The organism is Pseudomonas maumuensis, from assembly GCF_019139675.1.
GTDB classification, from domain to species: domain Bacteria; phylum Pseudomonadota; class Gammaproteobacteria; order Pseudomonadales; family Pseudomonadaceae; genus Aquipseudomonas; species Aquipseudomonas maumuensis.
This window is the reverse complement of the sequence record NZ_CP077077.1, coordinates 1,567,531-1,587,343: the sequence shown is the minus strand read 5'-3', so window position 1 is coordinate 1,587,343 and position 19,813 is coordinate 1,567,531. Positions and strand designations below refer to the sequence as shown.

At 63.7% G+C, this 19,813-nt stretch carries 8 protein-coding genes; 2 read left to right on the top strand and 6 right to left on the bottom strand.

What is annotated here, in order from left to right; all coding sequences use genetic code 11:
* Positions 1–54: 54 nt before the first annotated feature.
* Complete coding sequence (locus tag KSS90_RS07340; protein ID WP_217868817.1) at positions 55–510, bottom strand: DUF6392 family protein; 456 nt, start codon at positions 508–510, stop codon at positions 55–57.
* Positions 510–14,198, bottom strand: coding sequence for a hemagglutinin repeat-containing protein (locus tag KSS90_RS07335; RefSeq protein WP_217868816.1), 13,689 nt, complete (start codon positions 14,196–14,198; stop codon positions 510–512). Before KSS90_RS07335 ends, KSS90_RS07340 begins: the two co-directional genes overlap by 1 nt.
* Positions 14,199–14,424: 226 nt before the next feature.
* Between KSS90_RS07335 and KSS90_RS07330 the strand changes: the two genes are divergently transcribed.
* The gene (locus tag KSS90_RS07330) at positions 14,425–14,694 is read left to right on the top strand and encodes a hypothetical protein (protein WP_217868815.1); all 270 of its coding nucleotides are present in this window, start codon (positions 14,425–14,427) and stop codon (positions 14,692–14,694) included.
* A 79-nt stretch (positions 14,695–14,773) separates the two neighbouring features.
* On the opposite strand, the gene KSS90_RS07325 is transcribed toward KSS90_RS07330, so the two are convergent.
* Positions 14,774–16,138 carry a DEAD/DEAH box helicase gene (locus KSS90_RS07325; protein ID WP_217868814.1) on the bottom strand — a complete coding sequence of 455 codons (1,365 nt, stop codon included), beginning with the start codon at positions 16,136–16,138 and terminating at the stop codon, positions 14,774–14,776.
* 104 nt (positions 16,139–16,242) lie between these two features.
* Here KSS90_RS07325 and KSS90_RS07320 point away from each other — a divergent pair, with 104 nt between their 5' ends.
* Positions 16,243–17,517 (top strand): mechanosensitive ion channel family protein, encoded by a 1,275-nt coding sequence (locus tag KSS90_RS07320; RefSeq protein ID WP_217868813.1) that lies wholly within the window; start codon positions 16,243–16,245, stop codon positions 17,515–17,517.
* Between the two features lie 86 nt (positions 17,518–17,603).
* Here KSS90_RS07320 and KSS90_RS07315 read toward each other — a convergent pair whose 3' ends face one another.
* From KSS90_RS07315 to KSS90_RS07305, 3 genes are all read right to left on the bottom strand, one after another.
* Positions 17,604–18,476, bottom strand: a complete 873-nt coding sequence (locus KSS90_RS07315; RefSeq protein WP_217868812.1) for a carboxylate/amino acid/amine transporter — start codon at positions 18,474–18,476, stop codon at positions 17,604–17,606.
* Between the two features lie 286 nt (positions 18,477–18,762).
* Entirely contained in the window at positions 18,763–19,362 is a 600-nt protein-coding gene (locus KSS90_RS07310) for an FMN-dependent NADH-azoreductase (protein WP_217868810.1), read from the bottom strand.
* Between the two features lie 110 nt (positions 19,363–19,472).
* The gene (locus KSS90_RS07305; RefSeq protein WP_023629501.1) at positions 19,473–19,787 is read right to left on the bottom strand and encodes a hypothetical protein; all 315 of its coding nucleotides are present in this window, start codon (positions 19,785–19,787) and stop codon (positions 19,473–19,475) included.
* Positions 19,788–19,813 lie beyond the last annotated feature (26 nt).

The window sequence follows — 19,813 nt, the reverse complement described above, 5'->3', positions numbered from 1 at the left end:
CAACGTTAAAACTGTCTCCAGAGCCTGACCAATGGCTGTTCCGTTCAATGACATCTACTCGAGCATGAGTGAACACTTCCACAACCGCCCATCTTGCGAAAACTCTGCACGCAATGCAGGGCCTGCCCCCTCATAACGCACCCACGGGCGGATATAACCGAGCAAACCATCCATCTTGCCCCCCCCCTGACTATCTGGAGAACCAAGCGCTTGCATGAGGGCTTCACGCCCCCAGTCTTGTGCGTTCTGATCGAGAATGCTCCCCTGGAACGGAGCATAGCCCTCGTGGCTCTGCACGTAGATATGGATGTGATTGAGTCTGTGCGCTCGAAAGCCGAGCTCCAACCCACTATTGAGGTACTTGTGATAAAGAGTCCCTCCCTCTGGGTCGTTATACGACAAGGGCGTTTCCTTCACCTGCGGCTGCTCACCAAGCACGGTAGCAAGCTCCTGAAAGTCATTGTCCCCTTGGTCTTTACCGACAAGGCTCAACAGCTTCATCCAGTCCATCAATCAATCACCCCTGTCAGGCGGTTTCGTTCAAAAATCTTTCTGATTGCTTCTTCTACGATATCGGCTTGATAACCCTTCTCCAACAGATTCTTTCGCAGTGCATCAGTGTCTCGACATACAGCACCACATAGGTCAGCTGCGTCTTGCTCCACCTGTGCTGCCGTGTTTTTGCCACCATGAGTGCGACCGGCGACGTGGATTTCTCGCGGAAGCTCTATCGCAGTGGCATTGTTGTAGAGCAACCTCGCCTCTTCATCTGTAAGCGGGCGGCCCAGTTCCTTCTCCTTGGCCTTCTGCAAAGCGGCCATTGAAGGAATATGATCGTGCTCCAATCGATCCCCTACAACCTCCCGACTCTTCAGATCCTTGTAAGAATCCACTTCCAACTCTTTGACTGGATTTTTCGGTGACTTACTGCCTTTGTTCGTCACTACACCGGTAAGGATGGACGCGACGAGCTTACCACCACCGATTAAGAACTGATCGTAATCATCCTTCTCATTGAAATGGACCTCGGCGTCACCCTCTTTTTCCATGTATTTGGCGACACGCTCACCGACATAATCCTGAAATTTGTCCAACCGCCTTGCCAACTCTTGGCCCAATGGCGTTTGCTCGGCGGCGCCCCAGGCTGCGGCCTGGATTACGGATTTCGGACCTTGCGTCAGTGCCAACACCAGTGCGACGGCTTGGGCCGCTTCCGCATTCTGCTGCATGAACCGTTCAATACTTGCCAACGATCGCAGGTTTTCCTGCAACAAAGTGCGCCTGGCCACAACATCCGAGTTGCCCAGTACCAATGCACCGGCAGGATCATTGAGATTGGCCTCTTCCAATACCTGCTTGGCCCCTGCCACGACCTCTGGCTTGATGCTCCAGAAATCGCTCAATTGCTTGAGCACATTCTGTTGGAACTTCTCGTCGGCCATCATCGCCATGGCTTCACTGCGACTTTTGCCGCTGAGAATCAACTGCTCCAGCGTCTGCTCGGCGAAATCACGGCTGGTAACACCTGATACCCCGGCTGCCATGTCCCGCCCCATTACACGCTCAAGCCGGTTCAGTGCAGCATTGAGGCCGGTGCTGGCCTGCTCAAAGTTCTTCAGGGCCGTCTTGTCGTAGTCGAGTAGCCCATCGCTCCACTTCTGCAGCGTCTCCTTAGGGTTCAGCGCATCGTGCAACGAGCTGTCGGTCACGTAGAGATCAGTACGCGACTCCTTGTCCCGCGTAATCTCATAGGCTTTGTCGAGGTCACGGTTGAGGCCGACAGTAGAGTCCTGCCCTGTCTCGGCGTCCTTGCGCACGGTGATATCACCCGCACCCACGGTAGCGCGGACAATCTGCTCGCGATCCTTCTCATACTCCCAGCCACTGACACTCCAACTGGTCTGGTTCTTCGATCCCTTCTCCCCGTTGCCTGCACCTTCGGTGACCTTGCCATTGGAAGGGTCTTGCTCGGCGTTGGCCGACCCCTTCTTCCAACTGCCCCCCACATTCAGGTAGTAACCGTGTTCCTTGTCCTTGCCGGCGATATCGCTGTATCCAAGGGTTCCGGTATCAAGCTTGAGATTGCCGTTGTCGGCGGCGATCAGCGCACCATCGAGCTGAGTGTGGTTTTCGGTGCGGATATCGACCTTGTCACGACCGGTGATGCGAGTCTGCTCTTCGACCCACTCGGTCTTGCCGGTGGTCTTGCCATAGCCTACCGAGCCACTGATACCCGCCCCGGGACCAATGGTGACCGTGGCATTGATGTCGAACTCCTTGCCCTTTACTTCGCCTGTGTCGATGGCCGAGGCCACGTTGAGGTCGCCACCGACGCGACCGATCACCTCATCACCACGTACTTGGGCACCCTTGATGTAGGTGTCCTTACCACTGGTGAACTTCAATTGGTCACCGGCGTAGACATAGGCTTGCTCATGGCGCTGAGCCTCACGCTCGAGATGCCCCTTGCCCAGATTGACGCTGGCATATACCCCAACACCCTCCGAGCCGAAGGTCAGCCCCACCTCGCCACCACCGCTGCGGCGATTTTGCTCCTGCTGGCTGTCGTTCTGCGCCGCGCGAATGTTCAGGTCGTTGCCGGCATTCAACTCGACATCGCGCCCGCCTTTGACCTGGCTACCGACAATGTTCAGATCGTTGGCGGACTCGAGCCGAACATCGCGCCCGGCCTCCAACCGCGCTGGCGTCGAAGTACCCTGCTGGCTGTCGTTGCTGGCAGTACCGTGGCTGCCACCGATACCAACCTTGAAGCCACCGCTGGTACCGCCGTGGATGCCCCCCCAACTTTGCGACTGGTTGCTTTCCAGGCTGCTGCTGCCCTTGGCCACATCGATGTTGATGTCACGCCCTTTGACGTCGATGTCACGCCCGGCCTGCAACTGACTGCCCTTGATGTTTACGTCGTTGCCCGCCTGCAGTTTCACATCGTTGCCAGCGTCCAGCGTCGAGGGACGGTTGTTCTGGTCGACACTTTGCTGGCTGCTGGTCTGCTTGCTGCTGCCGATCTTGCCGTCACCGGTCGGGCCGGCGAAGAACTGACCGATCGCATCCAGGGTCTGCAGGGTGCTGGAGCCCTTGCTCACCCCATTCTCGCCCTTGCCGGTGTTGCTCAGCGCGTCCTTGGTCTTGCCCACGTTATGGTTGACCGAGCCACTGATACCGTGCGATTCGTACTCACGCTCCTGTTCCTGAATACGGGTTTCGCGCCCCGCGTCGATGTTGATATCGCGACCAGCGTCCAGGCTGATGTCATGACCAGCCACCAGGTCGGAGCCCGTTTGGTTGATGTCGCGTCCGGCTTTGACATCCAGATCCTGTCCGGCCTGGATGCGGCTACCTGCGCTCAGTTGCTCACGCAAACGGTCCTTGGCCTTCTCCTTTTCGACACCGGCGAAGAAGTTCATGCCGTTGTCGTCACTGTCGAAACGCAGGCCCGTCTTGCTCGAGCTCGACCAGTGCGAGTTGTCGCTCTGGTTCTGTGCGGCGCTGACATTGACATCACGCCCGGCGTTGAGGCTGACGTTGCGCCCGGCACTGACACCGCTGCCCAACACGTTGATATCGCGAGCTGCCTGCAGGGTGGCGTCACGCTCACCGCTCACCTGACTGCCGACACTGGTGCTGCTGCGAGCCTCCTGCCCTGAAGCCTTGGCCGAGCCGATCGACACAGACGGCAGGACCGTGCCCGGTGCGATCGGCATCATCAATGCCGCCGGGTTCAGGATGATGTCGGGAGAAAGCGACAGCTTGAACTTCTTCTTGAATTCCTCCGAGCGGCTATAGGCAGTGTCATTGGCCGACACCAGGTTGATGTCGCCCTCCTTGTCCACCAAGCCTGCGCGCAGTTCGACATCGTTGCCGGCGTTCGCCTCGCTGGCCCGCAAACGCAGGTCGCTGCCTGCAGCCAGAACAATGTCGTTGCCGGCATCGAGCTCGCTGCCCACCTGCGTGGCGCGGGTCTGCAACTGGCTCTTGCCGCTCTTCGACAAGCCAAGGAAGCCGGACTTGGTCTTCTTGCTGTACTCGCCGTGCTCCTCGACACCGGACAACACCGCCACATCGCCGGTGGCCCCGACCATGACATCGCCGCCAGCCTTGAGCCGGCTGCCGATCACCGAGACATCGCGGCCACCGTCAATGGAGATGCCACCATCGGCCTTCTTGCTTACGTTGACCGTAAGGTCGCCACCGGCCTCGATCACCGAGGCGACGTTGGTGCTGTGGTAGCTCTCTTTTTGCGTCGAGCTGCTGCGACCGAACGAACCCTTGCTCTTCTTCAGGTAGTACGAAGCACTTTCGTTCTGGTCGGAGGCGATGGTCAGGTCGCGCTCGGCGTCGATGTCGACATCGCCCTTGCCCTTGACCTGGCTGGCGACGATGGCCATGTCCTGGCCTGCGGACAGTGAGACGTCGCCACCGGCCTTGAGCGTGGTCGAGACCTGGGTGACCTGGTCTTGGGACTGGGTGACCTTCTTGCTGCGGCTGAAACTGTGGGCTTCGTTGGCGGCGGAGCTCAGGTTCAGGTCTTCGCCCGCAGCCAGGGTGAGGTTGCGGCCCGCGTCGATCTGGCTGGCCACGGCGGTGAGATCGCGACCTGCGCCAATGCTCAGGTCGCGACCGGCTTCAAGGGTAGCGCCGTGTTGCTGCACGGTGCTGCTACGCTGAGATCCGCTATAGAACCCCTCGCGCTGCTCGACCGCCAACAGGCTCACGTCGCGTCCAGCATTGAGCGACAGGTCTCCCTCGCTCTTGATCACGCCGCCGATGTTCTTGATGTCCTGACCGGCTTTCAGGGCCAGGCCATTGGACGCCTCGATACGCGCGGCATTGTCGAGGTAATCCCATTGGTTGGTCACACCCCCATAGGACATCGTATGGCGCACTTGGTCGCGCTGGTTGATGATGTCGCCGCTGACCGCGGTCAGGCTTACATCGCGCCCGGTGATGATGCCGCCGGCGCTGTTGCTCAGGTTGTTGCCGGCCAGCAGTTCCAGGCGTTCTCCGGCCTGGATCAGGCCGGTGTTGACCAGGTTGTTGCCGGCGGTGGCGGAAAGGTTGCGACTGGCCTGCAGGATCCCGACGTTGGTCAGGTTCTCGCCGGCGATCAGTTGCACGTCCTGGCCGGCGATCAGCGCTCCGTTGGGCGCCAGGCGGTTATTGGCCTGGGCCAGGTAAAGCACCGGAACCAGGACTTCCTCGCCGTTGACCTGGTGTTTTTCCATCCACACGATGTCATGGGTCAGCGCCGCCACCTGGGAAGCCGTCAGGCCCACCCCCAGACTTAGCTGGAGCTGATCCTTGCTACGGATGGCATTGTCCATCAGGTACTTGAACAGTTGCTCACCGGAGGTCTGGCCATCGATGAACTGCTGGCCGGTGCGGGCCACCACCGCTTGCTGGATCAGGCGCTGTTCGTAAAGGCCATCGCCCAGGCGCTTCCAGCTCTGGTCCGGGTCGTAACCCAAATTACCGAGCAGGTAGTCGGAACTCATGAACTGCTTGAGCTCGGTGAGGACCGGGTTGGTCTCGATCAGATACTTGTGCGGCTTGCTGACGTACGGATTGCCTACCGTCGGGGTGAGACCGGGAACTCGCGGCATGCCGCTGATACCCAAGTTGCTGGTAACGCTCAGCGCTTGCCCTGTGGCACCGAGGGAACGTTGAGGCACCTGGACATCCACGGATGCACCAGTCGGTGCGAGAACACCAATGCTGCTGGCTTGCCCGGCCAAGGTGCTGGCTTGATGGCCGACACGCTCGATCTGGGAATCGGCAATCCTTGTGGATACCGCATCGCCGGCTTGCAACGTTCCTGTCCCGACCACAGGCGTCAGCGCTTCACGCTCTCTTGTGGAAATCGCGGACGTCGCAAACGTCCAGCTTGGGGACGAAGCCATTGCCGAGTTGCCGCTCGCCCCGCTCAGTCGGAACAATCCATTCTGTCCGGTAGGCAACGTAAAGCTGCCTAACGTCAACGGATTGACCTGCTGGCGAGCGAGATCGGGAGGCAACTGCGCATGCAGCGAAACCAGAGCAGTGCCCGTGGCGCCAGGCAGCGCCGGATCGAAAGGCTTGGCTACCGGGCTACCGATGGCCTGGCTCTGTTGGATGACGCTGTTGGTCAGGTTCTGCGTGGCATTGATCTGCACGCGGCCACCCGCTTGCACGACCGCGTTGATCACGCCAGCCTGCCCAGGCAAGGCAACGGTACGCGTATCAAAGAAGTTCTGTACCTGCGCCGGCAGCGCAACGCGAGTGCCGCCGGCACTGTAAGCCGGAGCAACGTTCAGAAAGCTCACGCCGTGTCGCCAGCCCCAGCTATTGATCCAACCCAGGCTGAAGCTCTCTTCGTAGGCTTGAGGCGAACCGGAAATTCTCGGAACGGCAACAGACTCATTCCATCCGGCATCCCAGTGCCTGAAGTTGGCCACGGGCCCGCGGGCCCATCGGGAATTCAGGGTGGTCATGGAATAGCCGGGATCATTCGCGGCGTTGTACTGGGCAGCCGCAGCGAGCCAGTCCCGCCCGCCAACGCTTACGTTGAACGATTTGAGCGTCTTGAACGAACCGAAGCTCGTCCCGACGTTGTTGAAGGTAGCGAAATCAGCGATCAGATCACCGCGCGCCGACATGACCGAGTTTGAGTTGGTGAGCGTTTGCCCCTGCATTTGCAGATGCCCACCCGCTGCAATCATCGAGGCGGGCGTATCGATTTCGAGCTTGGTCTCATAAGACTCCTGCAGGACGTAGTGGCCTGAGGCACGTCCGGTGGAGCGCAGGCCGATCGCACCCGAGATCAAACGGTCGGTAGTCTTGATGAACTCCTTCCTGTTATCGATCGTCGCAGCGCGCAAGGACATGTCTGCGGCACTTTCCAGACTGCCGGAAATGTTCTCCAGCAGGGTAGCCCTGTTACCCGCGCCATCCCGCGCCACCGTCAGCCCAGCCAGGCTGTAAACGTCGCCGTAGAAGTTGGTCAGGCTACCGGTATACAGCTGCATGTCCCCGCCGCTGAACAGCAGCCCGCGCTCATTGCGCAGATTGCCGGTGGTCACGCGCACCAGCTGGTTGCCTCCCAGGGTGCCCAGGTTGTTCAGGCTACCGGCATTGACCAGCAGATCGCCCGCCGAACTCAGTCGCCCCTGGTTGCCGAGCAGGCCCGCCACATTGACCGAGGTGTTGCCCACGCCCGTGATGCTGGCGTTGCTGCCCAGGTTCATCTGCGCCGCGCTGACCCCCAGCGTGCCCAGGCTGTTGACCCGTCCACTGGCGCTACTGTAGGTGCCCCCCAGGTTGAGGCTGAGCGCGCCATCACTGGCGATCAGGCCATCGTTGCTCCAGTTGCCGCCGTTGCCCACCAGGCTGTCGACCGCCAGCAACTGGCCGCCGGCGGTCTGGGTGAGGTTGTTGACGTTGACGGTCAGACGCCCGGCCTGGATCACGCTGCCGTTGGTCCAGCTGTCGGCGGTCAGGGTCAGGCCACCACGGGTGCTGAGGCTGCCGCCGGCGCGGGTGAGGTTGGCGGTGTCGATGTCGAACACGCCCTTGCCCACGTGCAGCACCTTGCCACCGACGTTCTGCAGCAGGCCGGCGCCAAGGGTCAGGTCACTGTTGCCGATCTCCACTTGACCGTTGCGGTTGTCGAACAGCCCGCCAATGGCGAACTGGCTCTTGCCGCTGGTGCCCACGGCACGCAATTGCCCGCCCTGGTTGTCCAGGCTGGCCGCCGTGATGGCCAGGGTGCTGGCGCTTTCGATAATGCCGCCGCGGTTGTCCAGCGCCCCGCTCAGCCCCAGTTCGATACGCTGGCCGACCATCTCGCCGCGCGCATCGCCGCCGTTGAGCAAGCTGGCGCCAGTGACTTTGAGCAGGCCACTGGCGGAGATGCCGCCATCGCGGTTGTCCAGCTGCCCGGTACGGATCAGCGCATCACCGCCCAGCGCGGCGATGCGTCCGCCGTGGTTGTCGAGGCTGGCGCTCTGCACGTCCAAGCTCAGCGCCTGCAGAATGCCGCGCTGGCCAGCGGCATCGCTGCCATTGCGCAGCACGCCGGTGGTGCGCACGCCCAGCGCCTGCTTGAGGCTGGCGAGGATGCCGCCGCGGTTGTCGAGGGTGTCGGCGTTCACGGTCAGCGCGCCATCCTGGGCGATCAGCTTGCCGCCCTGGTTGTCGAGCAGGCCGGTGGCCTGCACGCTGATCGCGCCCTTGGCCTGCACGCTGCCTTTGGCGTTGTTCAGGCTGGCCGCCTGCAGGCTTATGTCGCCCTGCTGGCTGTAGATCAGGCCATCGCCTGAGTTGTTGAGCGCGCCGCGGCTGTCGAGCGTGAGCAAACCTGTGGCGGCCAAGGTGCCGCGCTGGCTGTTGTCGAGGCTGGCGGCCAGCACCTTGAGCAGGCCCTGGCTAGCGATCTGGCCAGCTTGGTTGTCCACCAGGCCGGCACGCTGGATCAGCAGATCCTTGCCGGCGAACAGCTTGCCCTGGCGGTTGAGCAGCTCGCCGAGCAGGTCGAGGGTCAGGGTGCCCTGGGCGGCGAGGCTGCCGTCGTTGTTGTTCAGGCTCGCGGCGGTCAGGCCCAGGTCCTGGCGGGTGGCCACGCGGCCGCCGTGGTTGTCGAAGGAGCCGCTGCTGATGAGCAGTTTTTCCCCGGCATCGATCAGGCCACCGTCCTGGTTGTCCAGTGCTGCCGTGATGGTCAGCTGCTGGCCGCCGCCGCTGGAGAGGATGCCCTTGGCGCTGTTGTCCAGGCTGGCGGCCTTGACGTCCAGGCGTTGCTGGGCGACCAGCGCGCCGCCGTCGCTGTTGCGCAGCGCGCCGGTCACGCTCGCCTGCACGGCGCCCGAGCGGCTCGACAGGGTGCCCTGCTGGCGGTTGTCCAGGCTTTGGCCGGTCACGCTCAGGCCCTGCCAGCCCGAGACCAGGCCGTTGCGGTTGTCGATGGCGCCGCTGGTGATGGCCAGCGTCTGTTCGCTGATCAGCTTGCCGTCACGGTTGTCCAGCTCGCTGACGTCCAGCTGCAGGGCCTGGGCGGTGGAAATCTCGCCGCCCTGGTTGTTCAGTTTGGCCAGGTTGACCAGGGTCAGCGGCCCGGCGGTGGTGATCAGGCCGGCGCCGTTGTCCAGGTCGGCGCCACCCAGGTCCAGCGCGAGGCTGCTACCGAGCAACTTGCCGGCGTGATTGTCCAGGCCCTTGCTGGTGAGGGCGAGCGCGTCCTTGGCTTCGATGCGGCCGCCGTCGCGGTTGCTCAGCGCGCCGGCATGAATCTCCAGCGACTGGCCGCCGATCAGGCCCTTGAGGTTGTCCAGGCGCTGGCTGACCCGCAGCAGCAGGCGCTGGTCGCTGAGCAGGCGGCCGTTGCCGTTGTCCAGTTGCTCGGCAGCGACGGTGAAGGCCTGGGCGCTGGACATCTCGCCGCCCTGGTTGGCCACGGTCTTGAGGTTGTCCAGCTGCAGCGACGGCGCATTGATCAGGCCGCCACGGTTGTCCAGGTGGCCGTGGCCCAGGTCGAGCTTCACCGAGGTATCGCTGAACAGCTTGCCGCCCTGCTGGTCGAGGCCGGTGACCGTGGCGGTGAGTGCTTCGCGGCTGCCCACGCGGCCACCGTCGCGGTTGTCGAGCTGGCCGGCATGCACGTCGAGGGTGCGATTGCTGCTGATGCTGCCCTGGCGGCTGTTGTCCAGGTGGCCGGTGGTGATGGCTTGCGCGCCCTTGCTGGCAATAACACCCTTGTCGGTGTTGTCCAGGCTGGCGCTGGCCAGGGTGATGTCGCTGTCGCCGAGCAGCTCGCCGCCCTGGTTGAGCAGCGCGCCGCCCGTGGTCAGTTTCAGGCTGCCGGCGCTGTCCAGTTTGCCGGTGCTGTTGTCCAGGCTGTGCGCGGCCAGCACCAGCTGGCCCTCGGCGCTGATCAGGCCGAGGCGGTTGAGCGCCGCGCCGGTCAAGGTCAGGGTCATGTCGCGCTGGCTGGTCAGGCGGCCACCGTCGTTGTCCAGGGTCAGCCCGGTCAGGGTCAGGCCGGTCTGGGCCTCGAGGCGCGCCTTGTTGCGGTTGAGCAGCGATTGCAACGCCAGGGTCATGCCGGTGCCGGCCACCAGCAGGCCGCCGTCGCTGTTGTCCAGCGAGGTGCCGGTGACCGCGACAGCGGCCTTGCCGGTGATCTCGCCGCCACGGTTGTCGATGCGGTCGACCTCCAGGGTCAGCGCGCCATTGCTGCCGAGCAGGCCCGCCTCGCGGTTGTCCAGCTCAGCGCCCTTGATCCGCAGTTGCTCGAGGCTGATCAGCGAACCGGCGTTGTTGAGCAGGGTGTCGGCCTGGACCTCGCCCTGGCCTTTGCCCGAGACCTTGCCCTTGCTGTTGTCCAGCGTCCCGGCAACAAGGTTGAGAGCGGTGTCGCCCACCAGGGTGCCCTGTCGGTTGTCCAGGCGACCGTCGACGGTCAGCACCAGGCCGGCGCGGCTGCTGACGGTGCCCTCGCGGTTGTCGAGGCTGGCGGCATGCAGGTCCAGGCCCTTGGCCGAGACCAGGCCCTTGGTGTTGTCCAGCGCCTGGGCGATACGCACCGTCAAGGCCTGCTCGCTGAGCAGCTTGCCCTGGCGGTTGTCCAGGGTATTGGCCGCCAGGGTGAAGCCTTGCGGGCTGGTGATTTCGCCGTTCTGGTTGTCGACGCGGCCGAGGTTGTGCAGTACCAGCACCGGGGCCTTGATCAGGCCGTGGTTGACCAGCGCGCCCTGGCCCAGGTCGAGGGTGATCGAGGCCTTGCTCAGCAGGCGTCCGGCCTGCTGGTCAAGACCGCTGGCGGTCAGTTGCATGGCGCCATCGCTGTCGATGCGGCTGTCGCTGCCCGCGTTGTTGACCTGGCCGGCCTTGAGGGTCATGCGGTCGTTGCCGACCACATGGCCGCTGTCACGGTTGTCGAGGGTGCCGGTGACGATGTCGATGGCCCCCTGGGCGCCGACCTCGCCGGCCCGGTTGTCGAGGCTGGCACTGCGCAGGTCGAGGGCGCCGTCGGCGGTGATCGAGCCGCGCTGGTTGTCGACCTTGCCGGTGGTGGCCAGGGTCAGTTTGCCGGCGCTGCTCAGTTCGGCGTCGCTGTTGTCCAGGCTGGCGGCGCCGATGTCGAGGTCGCCTTCGCTGGTCAGCAGGCCCTTGCCGTTGTCCAGCGCCTGCTCCAGGCGCAGGCGTGCGCCCTGCCCGGCGGAAACACGCCCGGCGCGGTTGTCCAGGGTCTGGCCGTCGAGGGTCAGTTGGCCCTTGCCGCGCAACAGGCCCTGGGCCTGGTTGATGACCTCGGCCACCGTCAGCGCCAGGTCGGTGTCGGCCAGGACCTGACCACCGGTGTTGTCCAGGCGCTGCCCGGTGAGGCTGAGCGCCTTGGCCGCGGACAATTCGCCGCCGCGGTTGTCGACGCTGGCCACGGTCAGGCGCATACCCTGCCCGGCGCCGACCACGGCGCCCTGGCGGTTGACCAGTGTGTTGCCCTTGAGGGTCAACGTGCCGTCGGCGGACAGCTTGCCGCCCAGCTGCTCCAGGCGCGTGACCTGGCCATCGAGATCGCCGCCGCTGGTCAGACTGCCGCCACTGTTGTCCAGGTGCGTGGCGACCAGGCCGAGGTTGCCCTTGGCGCCAAAGATGCCGAGCTGATTGAACAGCTCGCTGCCGCTGAAACGGGCCCAGGCCTGGCCGCTGACCAGGCCCTGGTCGCGGTTGTCGAGGTGGTCGATGGTCAGTGTCAGTGCGCCGTCGGCCTCGATCTTGCCGCCGCGGTTGTCCCAACGCTGGCCCTGCAGGGTCAACAGGTCCTTGCCCACCAGGCGGCCACCGCGGTTGTCCAACTGCCCTGCTTCAATGCGCGTAGCGCCCACGCCGTTGAGCAGACCCTTGGCCTGGTTGTCCAGCAGCCCGGTGACCTTGGCGGTGAGCGTGCCGTCGCTGAGCAGCTTGCCTTGCTCGCGGTTGTCGAGGCTGGCGGCGTTCAACGTCAGCGCCTTGTCGGCAGCCAGCACGCCTTGGCGATTGTCCAGGGCCTGAGCGACCGTCAGCGCCAGCGCCCCACCAGTGATCGTACCTTCACGGTTGTCGAGGCTACCTGCCGTTACCTGGCCGAGGCCGGTGCTGGAAATCTCGCCGTGGCGGTTGTCGATGGCTGCGCCCGTGACCAATGCCAGGCCCGACTTGCTGGTGACCACGCCGCCCTGGTTGTTCAGGGTCAGGGCCCGGATATCCAGGCCATCAGCCGACACCAGGCCATCGAGGTTGTCGAGCAACTGGTCGAGGCGCACGGTCAGGCCCTGTTCGCTGTAGAACTTGCCGCCCGTGTTGTCGAGGCTGCGGCCAGCCAGGGTGAAGGCGCCCTTGCCGAAGATCTCGCCGCGCTGGTTGTCGATATCGGCCATCTGCCGCAGCTGTAGCTGGTTGGCGGCGATCTTGCCGTCGCGGTTGTCCAGCCGGCCATGGTTCAGGTCCAGGGTCAGCGCGGTGACGCTGCTCAGGTGGCCGCCGTGCTGGTCGAGCCGGGCCACGTTGACACTGACAGCCTGGTTGCCGCTGATATGGCCGCCCTGGCCGTTGTTCAGGGCCTGGGCGGTCAGGTCGAGGGTGGCCTGGCTGGCGATCCGCCCGGTGCGGTTGTCGACCAGGCCCTGGCTGGTGACGGTGATGCCGCGATTGGCCAGGACCTTGCCAGTGCGGTTGTCCAGGCTGCCGAGGTTCAGGGCCAGGGTATCGAGGCTGGACAGTTCGCCGGCCTGGTTGTCCAGATGGGCCCAGGTGGCGTTCAGCGCACCCTGGCTGGTGATCTGGCCACGGTCGCCGTTGAGCAACTGGCCACCGGTGAGGGTCATGCGCCCGTCGGCGAGCACTTTGCCCTGCTGGCGGTTGTCCAGGGTCGTGGCGTTGACGCTGAGGTCGCGCCCGGCACTGAGGCTGCCGCCCTGGTTGTCCAGGCGGGTGCCGGTGGAGAGCGCAAGGTCGCCGCTGGCGATCAGGCGCTGGTTGCGGTTGTCCACGGCACCGGCGCTGATCTTCAGGTCGGCATCGGCCACGCGCTCGCCATCGATGTTGATACCCGCCTGGATACCGCCAAGGTTGCTCAGTTGGCCGCCAGCGTTCAACTGTACCTGGCCCCCGGCAGTCAGCCCCTGGCGGTTAACCAGCTCGCCGCGGCTGTCCAGCTGCAATTGCTGGCCGGCATGCACCGGGCCCTGCGCATCGATAGCCGCTGCCTGCAGGCGTACATCGCCGGTGGCGCTGGCCTGGGCCATGCGCAACTGGCCGTTGGCCTCGAGCTGTATATCGCCGCCGCTGGCGATCATCCGCCCGTCCAGGCGTACGCCGACCCCGGCCTCGGTGCCCACCAGCCTGACCGCGCCGGCATACATGCCGCCCAACGCGCTGGAGTCGATGGCCAGGCTCGGCTTCGCGCTGCCGTCGTCCTGGCGCGCCGTGGCCGCCAGGGTGCGCGCATCGACATCGTTGCGCCCGGCGACGATGGCCAGGTTGCGCGCCTGGATCTCGGCATTGATCTTCGTGCTGCGGGCAATCAGTTCAAAGCTGTCGACGTTGCTGGCGTTGAGCCCCGCCCCTTCGATGGCGATATGGCCCTGGTCGACCTGGTAACGGCTCAGTTGGCCGTTCTCGAGCACCGGCTTGCCGGTACTGAGCGTGGCCTGTGGCGTGTTGATGAAGCCGCAGCCATCGCAGGTGATGCCGTGGGGGTTGGCGACGATGACATGCGCCCCGCGCCCGGCCACTTCGGTATAGCCGCGCAGCTGGCTGGCGTTGGCGCCGTTGACCTCGTTGAGGATGACGTTGGCCGCCGTCCCCCGCAGGTTCGGGTTACCGAGGATGATCCCGCCCAGCTGGGTGGCCTGGGTACGGTCGGTGGCGTTGTTGAGGATCAGCCCCTGCTGGCCGACGTTGTAGTCGCTGAACTGGTTGTGCGACAGGCCGCTGCCGTTGGGCGCAGCGATGTTGACGATGGGCACGCCGTTGCCCGCCTGGCCGAGGCTGGTGCCCGGCCCGCTGACCACCACGCCTTCGGCGGCCTGTGCCCACAGCGGCTGCCAGAACATGGCGTTGGCCAGCAGCAGCGCCAGGCCGCGCTTGGGCAGGCCGCAGAAGTGCTCACGGGGCTGAATTACGGCCGAGCGTTGGCGGGCCAGGAAGGCAAACAGGCGGACGTCCATGTCAGGTCTCGTGAGTCAAGCGGCCAGGGGATCATGCTTGCCAGCACACCGGCACGCATCAGCGAAAAGAGTGAGCGATACTATTTTGCCACTACATGGACGTCAAATTAATACCGTCAAAAAACCATGTCGATACAACGGCACCTGTTCCACCAGTCGCTCGCCCTGAACTTCCGGCTGGCCAACGACCTCCACCGCAAGAATCGACTGACAAGGGAACCGAAGGATGAAACCACTACCCTGCATCATCTGCGCGACAGCCCTGCTCTGCGCACAGCCCATCTGGGCCTGCACACCGGAAGAGGCCACGCAGAAAAGAGAGCAACTGGCAGGCCTGGTGAGCCAGCTGACCGAGCAGAACGCTCAAAAGGCCAAGGAGATCAATGACGAGCTCCAGCACATGGACCTCGGCACGGCCAGCAAGGACCTGCCCGACAAATGCCAGTTGATCGACAAGCGTATTCAGGAGCTGAAGGAAGCCGAACGAAAAACCTGAAACCTGACAGGTAAGGACGCGGAGAAAAACCTGAAGCTACCCGCCATCGTTGCGATGGCGGGTTTGCGATGAGATGTGCTTACTCAGTGGCAGGCTTGCGCTTTTTCAGCGGTGCCAGGCCATCGGCGCTGGCCAGCGGCGCGTTGACCTTCGGCTTGGCGGACGGTTTGCGCTTGGCGGCGCCCTTCTTGTCGCCAGCCGATTTCTTCTCGGTCTTTTTCTTCTTGGTGCCGGCAGCCTTACCCGACGCCTTGACCTTCTTCGGGCCGCTGTAGGTGCCCTTGACCTCCTTGATGACACGGCGCTCGAACTGCTGCTTGAGATAGCGTTCGATGCTCGACATCAGGTTCCAGTCGTTGTGGGTGATCAGCGAGATCGCCAACCCTTCGCCGCCGGCACGGCCGGTGCGGCCAATACGGTGTACGTACTCGTCGCCGCTGCGTGGCATGTCGAAGTTGATCACCAGGTCCAGACCGTCGATGTCCAGGCCCCGGGCCGCGACATCGGTGGCCACCAGCACCTTGGAGCCGCCGTCCTTGAAGCGGTCGATGGCCAGCTTGCGGTCCTTCTGGTCCTTCTCGCCGTGCAGGACGAACGCCTTGACCTCCTTGGCCACCAGGTGGCCGTAGATACGGTCGGCCAGGGCGCGGGTGTTGGTGAAGATGATTGCCTTCTTATAGGTCTCGTTGGCCAGCAGCCACTGCACGATCTGCTCTTTGTGCTGGTCGTGGTCAGCGGTGATGATCTGCTGGCGGGTGCCTTCGGCGAGCTGCGAAACGCTGTTGAGCATCAGGTGCTCAGGGTCTTTGAGCACCTTGCCGATGATGTCGCGCAGGGCAGCGCCACCGGTGGTGGCCGAGAACAGCAGGGTCTGCTTGCGGTTTTCGCACTCTTTGCACAGGCGTTCCATGTCTTCGGCGAAGCCCATGTCGAGCATGCGGTCGGCTTCGTCGAGGATCAGCACGTCGACGTGGGACAGGTCGAGGTTGCCGGCATTGAGCTGCTCGAGCAGGCGGCCTGGGGTGCCGATCAGCACGTCCGGCACCTTGCGCAGCATCGCGGCCTGTTCCTTGAAGTCCTCACCGCCGGTGACCAGGCCAGACTTGATGTAGGTGAACTGGGAGAACAGCTGCACCTGCTTGAGGGTCTGCTGGGCCAGCTCGCGGGTCGGCAGCAGGATCAGCGCACGGATCTCCACGCTCGGGCCACTGCGATCGACCAGGCGATTGAGCAGCGGCAGCACGAAGGCCGCGGTCTTGCCGCTACCGGTCTGCGCCGTCACCCGCAGGTCGCGCCCTTGCAGGGCCAGGGGAATGGCCGCCGCCTGCACCGGAGTCGGCTCGACAAATTTCAGCTCGGCCACGGCTTTGAGCAGGCGTTCGTGCAGGGCGAATTGGGAAAACACGGGGGTAACCTCGGGCAAGTGCGAAAAATTCAGTTGCATAGGGTAACGTTTTCCGTGACCAGAACCGAATTTCTTTTGGCAACTTCGCGCCGATCCACGCTCTAATAACGCTTCGTACCGCAATACAGACCGCTTCCAAGCCCATGGACATCCAACGTTTCTGGCGCGACGCCCTCGACCTCTGGGGCACGCTCGACCAACATCCCGTGCTGCACGCCGCCCTCGGCCTGATTGTGCTGCTGTTCGTCTCGCTGCTGATCGGCCGCCTGGCGCGCTTTTTGATCCTCCATTCCACGCGTCTGCTGGGACGGCAACCGGCCCTTCGTTGGCTGGACGACCTGCGCCACAACAAGGTGTTCCATCGCCTGGCGCAGACCACGCCGTCGCTGGTGGTGCAGTTCGGCCTGAAGCTGGTGCCGGAGCTGTCGGCCACCGCCCAGCATTTCCTCGGCAATGTCGCCCTGGCCGTGACCCTGCTGTTCATGACCCGCGCCCTGTCCTGCCTGCTCGACGCGCTGCTGGACATCTACGCCCGCACCGAACATGCCCGTACCCGCTCGATCAAGGGCTACATGCAGCTGGCCAAGATGATGCTGTGGATCTTCGCCGCCATCGTCATCGTCGCCACCCTGATCGACCGCTCGCCGCTGTTGCTGCTATCGGGTCTTGGCGCCATGTCGGCGGTGCTGCTGTTGGTGTACAAGGACACCCTGCTGTCGTTCGTCGCCAGCGTGCAGCTGACCAGCAACGACATGCTGCATGTCGGCGACTGGATCGAGATGCCCCAGGCCGGCGCCGACGGCGACGTGGTCGACATCACCCTGCACACGGTCAAGGTGCAGAACTTCGACAAGACCATCGTCTCCATTCCCACCTGGCGCCTGATGAGCGAGTCGTTCCGCAACTACCGCGGCATGCAGCAGTCCGGCGGGCGGCGGATCAAGCGCAGCCTGTTCATCGATGCCGCCAGCGTACGCTTCCTCAGCGCCGAGGAAGAGGAGCGTCTGGGCCAGGTGCGCCTGCTCGGCGACTACTTGGCGCACAAGCGCCAGGAGCTGCACAGCTGGAACGAAGCACTGGGGCCGGTAGCGGAGCTGGCGGCCAACCGCCGCAAACTGACCAACATCGGCACCTTCCGCGCCTTTGCCCTGGCGTACCTGAAAAATCACCCCAATGTGCATGCGAACATGACCTGCATGGTCCGCCAGATGCAGGCCACCGCCGAAGGCGTACCGCTGGAAATCTACTGTTTCACCACCACCACGGCGTGGGCCGAGTACGAACGTATCCAGGGCGATATCTTCGACTACCTGCTGGCGGTGCTGCCGGAGTTCGGCCTGAGTCTTTACCAACAGCCGAGTGGCAATGACATGCGGGTGGGGTTGGCGGCGCGGGTTACACGCTCGGAGCCGGCCTGAAAAGCAGCGCGGGGCAAACCCGCTCCGACGCAAACCAAGTGCGTGGGAGCGGGCTTGCCCCGCGATAAGGCCTTACAGGCAACCGATCAACGTGAGGCCGGCAGCACCCTGCCCTGCCCACCTAGCCGGCTCATCCACACCGACAACAAGATGATCCCGCCGCCGATGGCCAACCGCCCCAGCGGCTCGTCCTGATTCCAGATCAACAGGTTGAGCAGCAACCCCACCGGCACATGCAGGTTGTTCATCACTGCCAGGGTGCCGCCGGAGACCTGGCAAGCGCCCTTGTTCCACCAATACAGCCCCAGCGCCGTCGGGCACAGGCCGAGGAACAGCAGCACCAGCCACTGGGTGTCGGTGCTTGGCAGGTGCTGGGTATTGCCGAACAGCAGGAACGCCGGCAGGACCACCAGCAACGCGCCCAGGTAGAAATAGCCGAACCGCCGGTAGTGCGGCAGATCGCTGGGGTGACGGGCCACCAGGTGACGGTACAGCACCTGCCCAGCGGCGTAGGTGAAGTTGGCCAGCTGCAGCAGCAGGAAACCGATGAAGAACTCGCCGGTGACCGTGTCGAAGCGGATCACCGCCGCGCCGGCCACCGCCACCAGGGCGGCAAGCAGCGCCCAGGGGTTGAAGCGGCGGTTCAGGGCATCCTCGATCAAGGTCACATGCAGCGGCGTGAGGATGGTGAACAACAGCACTTCCGGCACCGTCAGTACCCGGAAGCTGAGGTACAGGCAGACATAGGTGATGCCGTACTGCAACGCGCCGATCAGTAGCATCGAACGCATGAAGCGCGGCTCGACCTGGCGCCAGCGGGTCAGTGGCAGGAACACCAACCCGGCGAGCAGCACCCGGGCCAGTACGGCGAAGTAGCTGTCGACATGGCCGGCCAGGTATTCGCCGATCAGGTTGAAGGAGTACGCCTGGATCAGCGCGACGATTATCAGGTAGCCCATGATTGGCCCTCGTGGATCAAGGCGGCGACCTTAGCGGGTTGGGCTTGGGCAGTTCAACCATGGGGATTGTGGGGCTGCTGCGCAGCCCATCGCCGGCAAGCCAGCTCCCACACCTACCGCACAGTTCTCAAGGACTGCGCTGTATCCATGAGCCGGCTTGCCGGCGGTCAGGCCAGCACAGAATGCGCACTTACCGCGAGCAAAAAAAAAAGCCCGGCCATCTCTATGGCCGGGCAGGCACACCCAAAGGAGCAACAAGGTGTCAGGGTTGGGAATTCGTCGCGACTCAAGCCACCGCGGCCAACTTGGCCTTGGCCTGGTTCAGGCCCTTCTCGTGGAACTCGCCGCTCATGTTCAAGCCTTCGGCATGGATGAAGTCCACATCATGGATGCCGATGAAGGCCATCACTTGGCGCAGGTAGGGTTCCTGGTGATCGCTGCTGGCACCGGCATGGATGCCGCCGCGGGCGGTCAGGACGATGGCGCGCTTGCCGTTGAGCAAGCCCTGCGGCCCGGTTGGGGTGTACTTGAAGGTGATGCCGGCGCGCAGCACGTGGTCCAGCCAGGCTTTCAGGGTGCTGGGGATGGTGAAGTTGTACATCGGCGCGGCCATCACCAGCACGTCGGCGGCCAGCAACTCGTCGGTCAGCGCATTGGAGCGCTCCAGTGCGTCACGCTCGGTGGCGCTGCGCTGTTCCGCGGGCTTCATCCAGCCACCGAGCAGGTTGGCGTCCAGGTGCGGCACGGGGTTCACCGCCAGGTCGCGCACCGTGATCTCGTCGGCCGGATGCGCCGCTTGCCATTGCTGGATGAAGTCCAAGGTCAGTTGGCGGGAAACGGAATCCTGCTGGCGGGCGCTGCTTTCGATGATCAGTACGCGGGACATGGGTGCCTCCATCGGCGGTAAGGGGTGGCGATTCGATGGAGGTGAGATTAGTGGTTGACCTATCGATAAAAAAGCGTAAAAAGTGGGATCAACCTATCGATTAACCTGTTTTATTCCGCTTTGCAGTCGAGCACGATGCGCAGCTTGATGATCTGCCGATTGAACTTGGCGGTGACATCCACGCTCCTGCCCGCAGGCACGTTGACCCGGCGCACCCGTGGCGCCTCGGGGCCGTTGCGGAAAGTGACCTTGCACGCAGCCGGCACCTGCCCATAGTTGTTGAGGCTGATCGAGCCAATGTCGTAGGCGGTGTCGTAGGCGGTGTAGTCGACCTTGACCCCGGTCAGCTCCTTCTCCACGTCGATCGGGTAAGCCATGGCCCCGAGGGGCAGGCACAACAGCAAAGCCGCACAACATTTCTTCATACGGGCGCTCTCCTTGGGAAGAGCGC

Excerpts from the sequence above, each read along its gene's own strand:
- KSS90_RS07340 (WP_217868817.1), bottom strand. The coding sequence starts at position 510 with ATGGACTGGATGAAGCTGTTGAGCCTTGTCGGTAAAGACCAAGGGGAC.
- KSS90_RS07335 (WP_217868816.1), bottom strand. The coding sequence starts at position 14,198 with ATGGACGTCCGCCTGTTTGCCTTCCTGGCCCGCCAACGCTCGGCCGTA.
- KSS90_RS07330 (WP_217868815.1), top strand. The coding sequence starts at position 14,425 with ATGAAACCACTACCCTGCATCATCTGCGCGACAGCCCTGCTCTGCGCA.
- KSS90_RS07325 (WP_217868814.1), bottom strand. The coding sequence starts at position 16,138 with ATGCAACTGAATTTTTCGCACTTGCCCGAGGTTACCCCCGTGTTTTCC.
- KSS90_RS07320 (WP_217868813.1), top strand. The coding sequence starts at position 16,243 with ATGGACATCCAACGTTTCTGGCGCGACGCCCTCGACCTCTGGGGCACG.
- KSS90_RS07315 (WP_217868812.1), bottom strand. The coding sequence starts at position 18,476 with ATGGGCTACCTGATAATCGTCGCGCTGATCCAGGCGTACTCCTTCAAC.
- KSS90_RS07310 (WP_217868810.1), bottom strand. The coding sequence starts at position 19,362 with ATGTCCCGCGTACTGATCATCGAAAGCAGCGCCCGCCAGCAGGATTCC.
- KSS90_RS07305 (WP_023629501.1), bottom strand. The coding sequence starts at position 19,787 with ATGAAGAAATGTTGTGCGGCTTTGCTGTTGTGCCTGCCCCTCGGGGCC.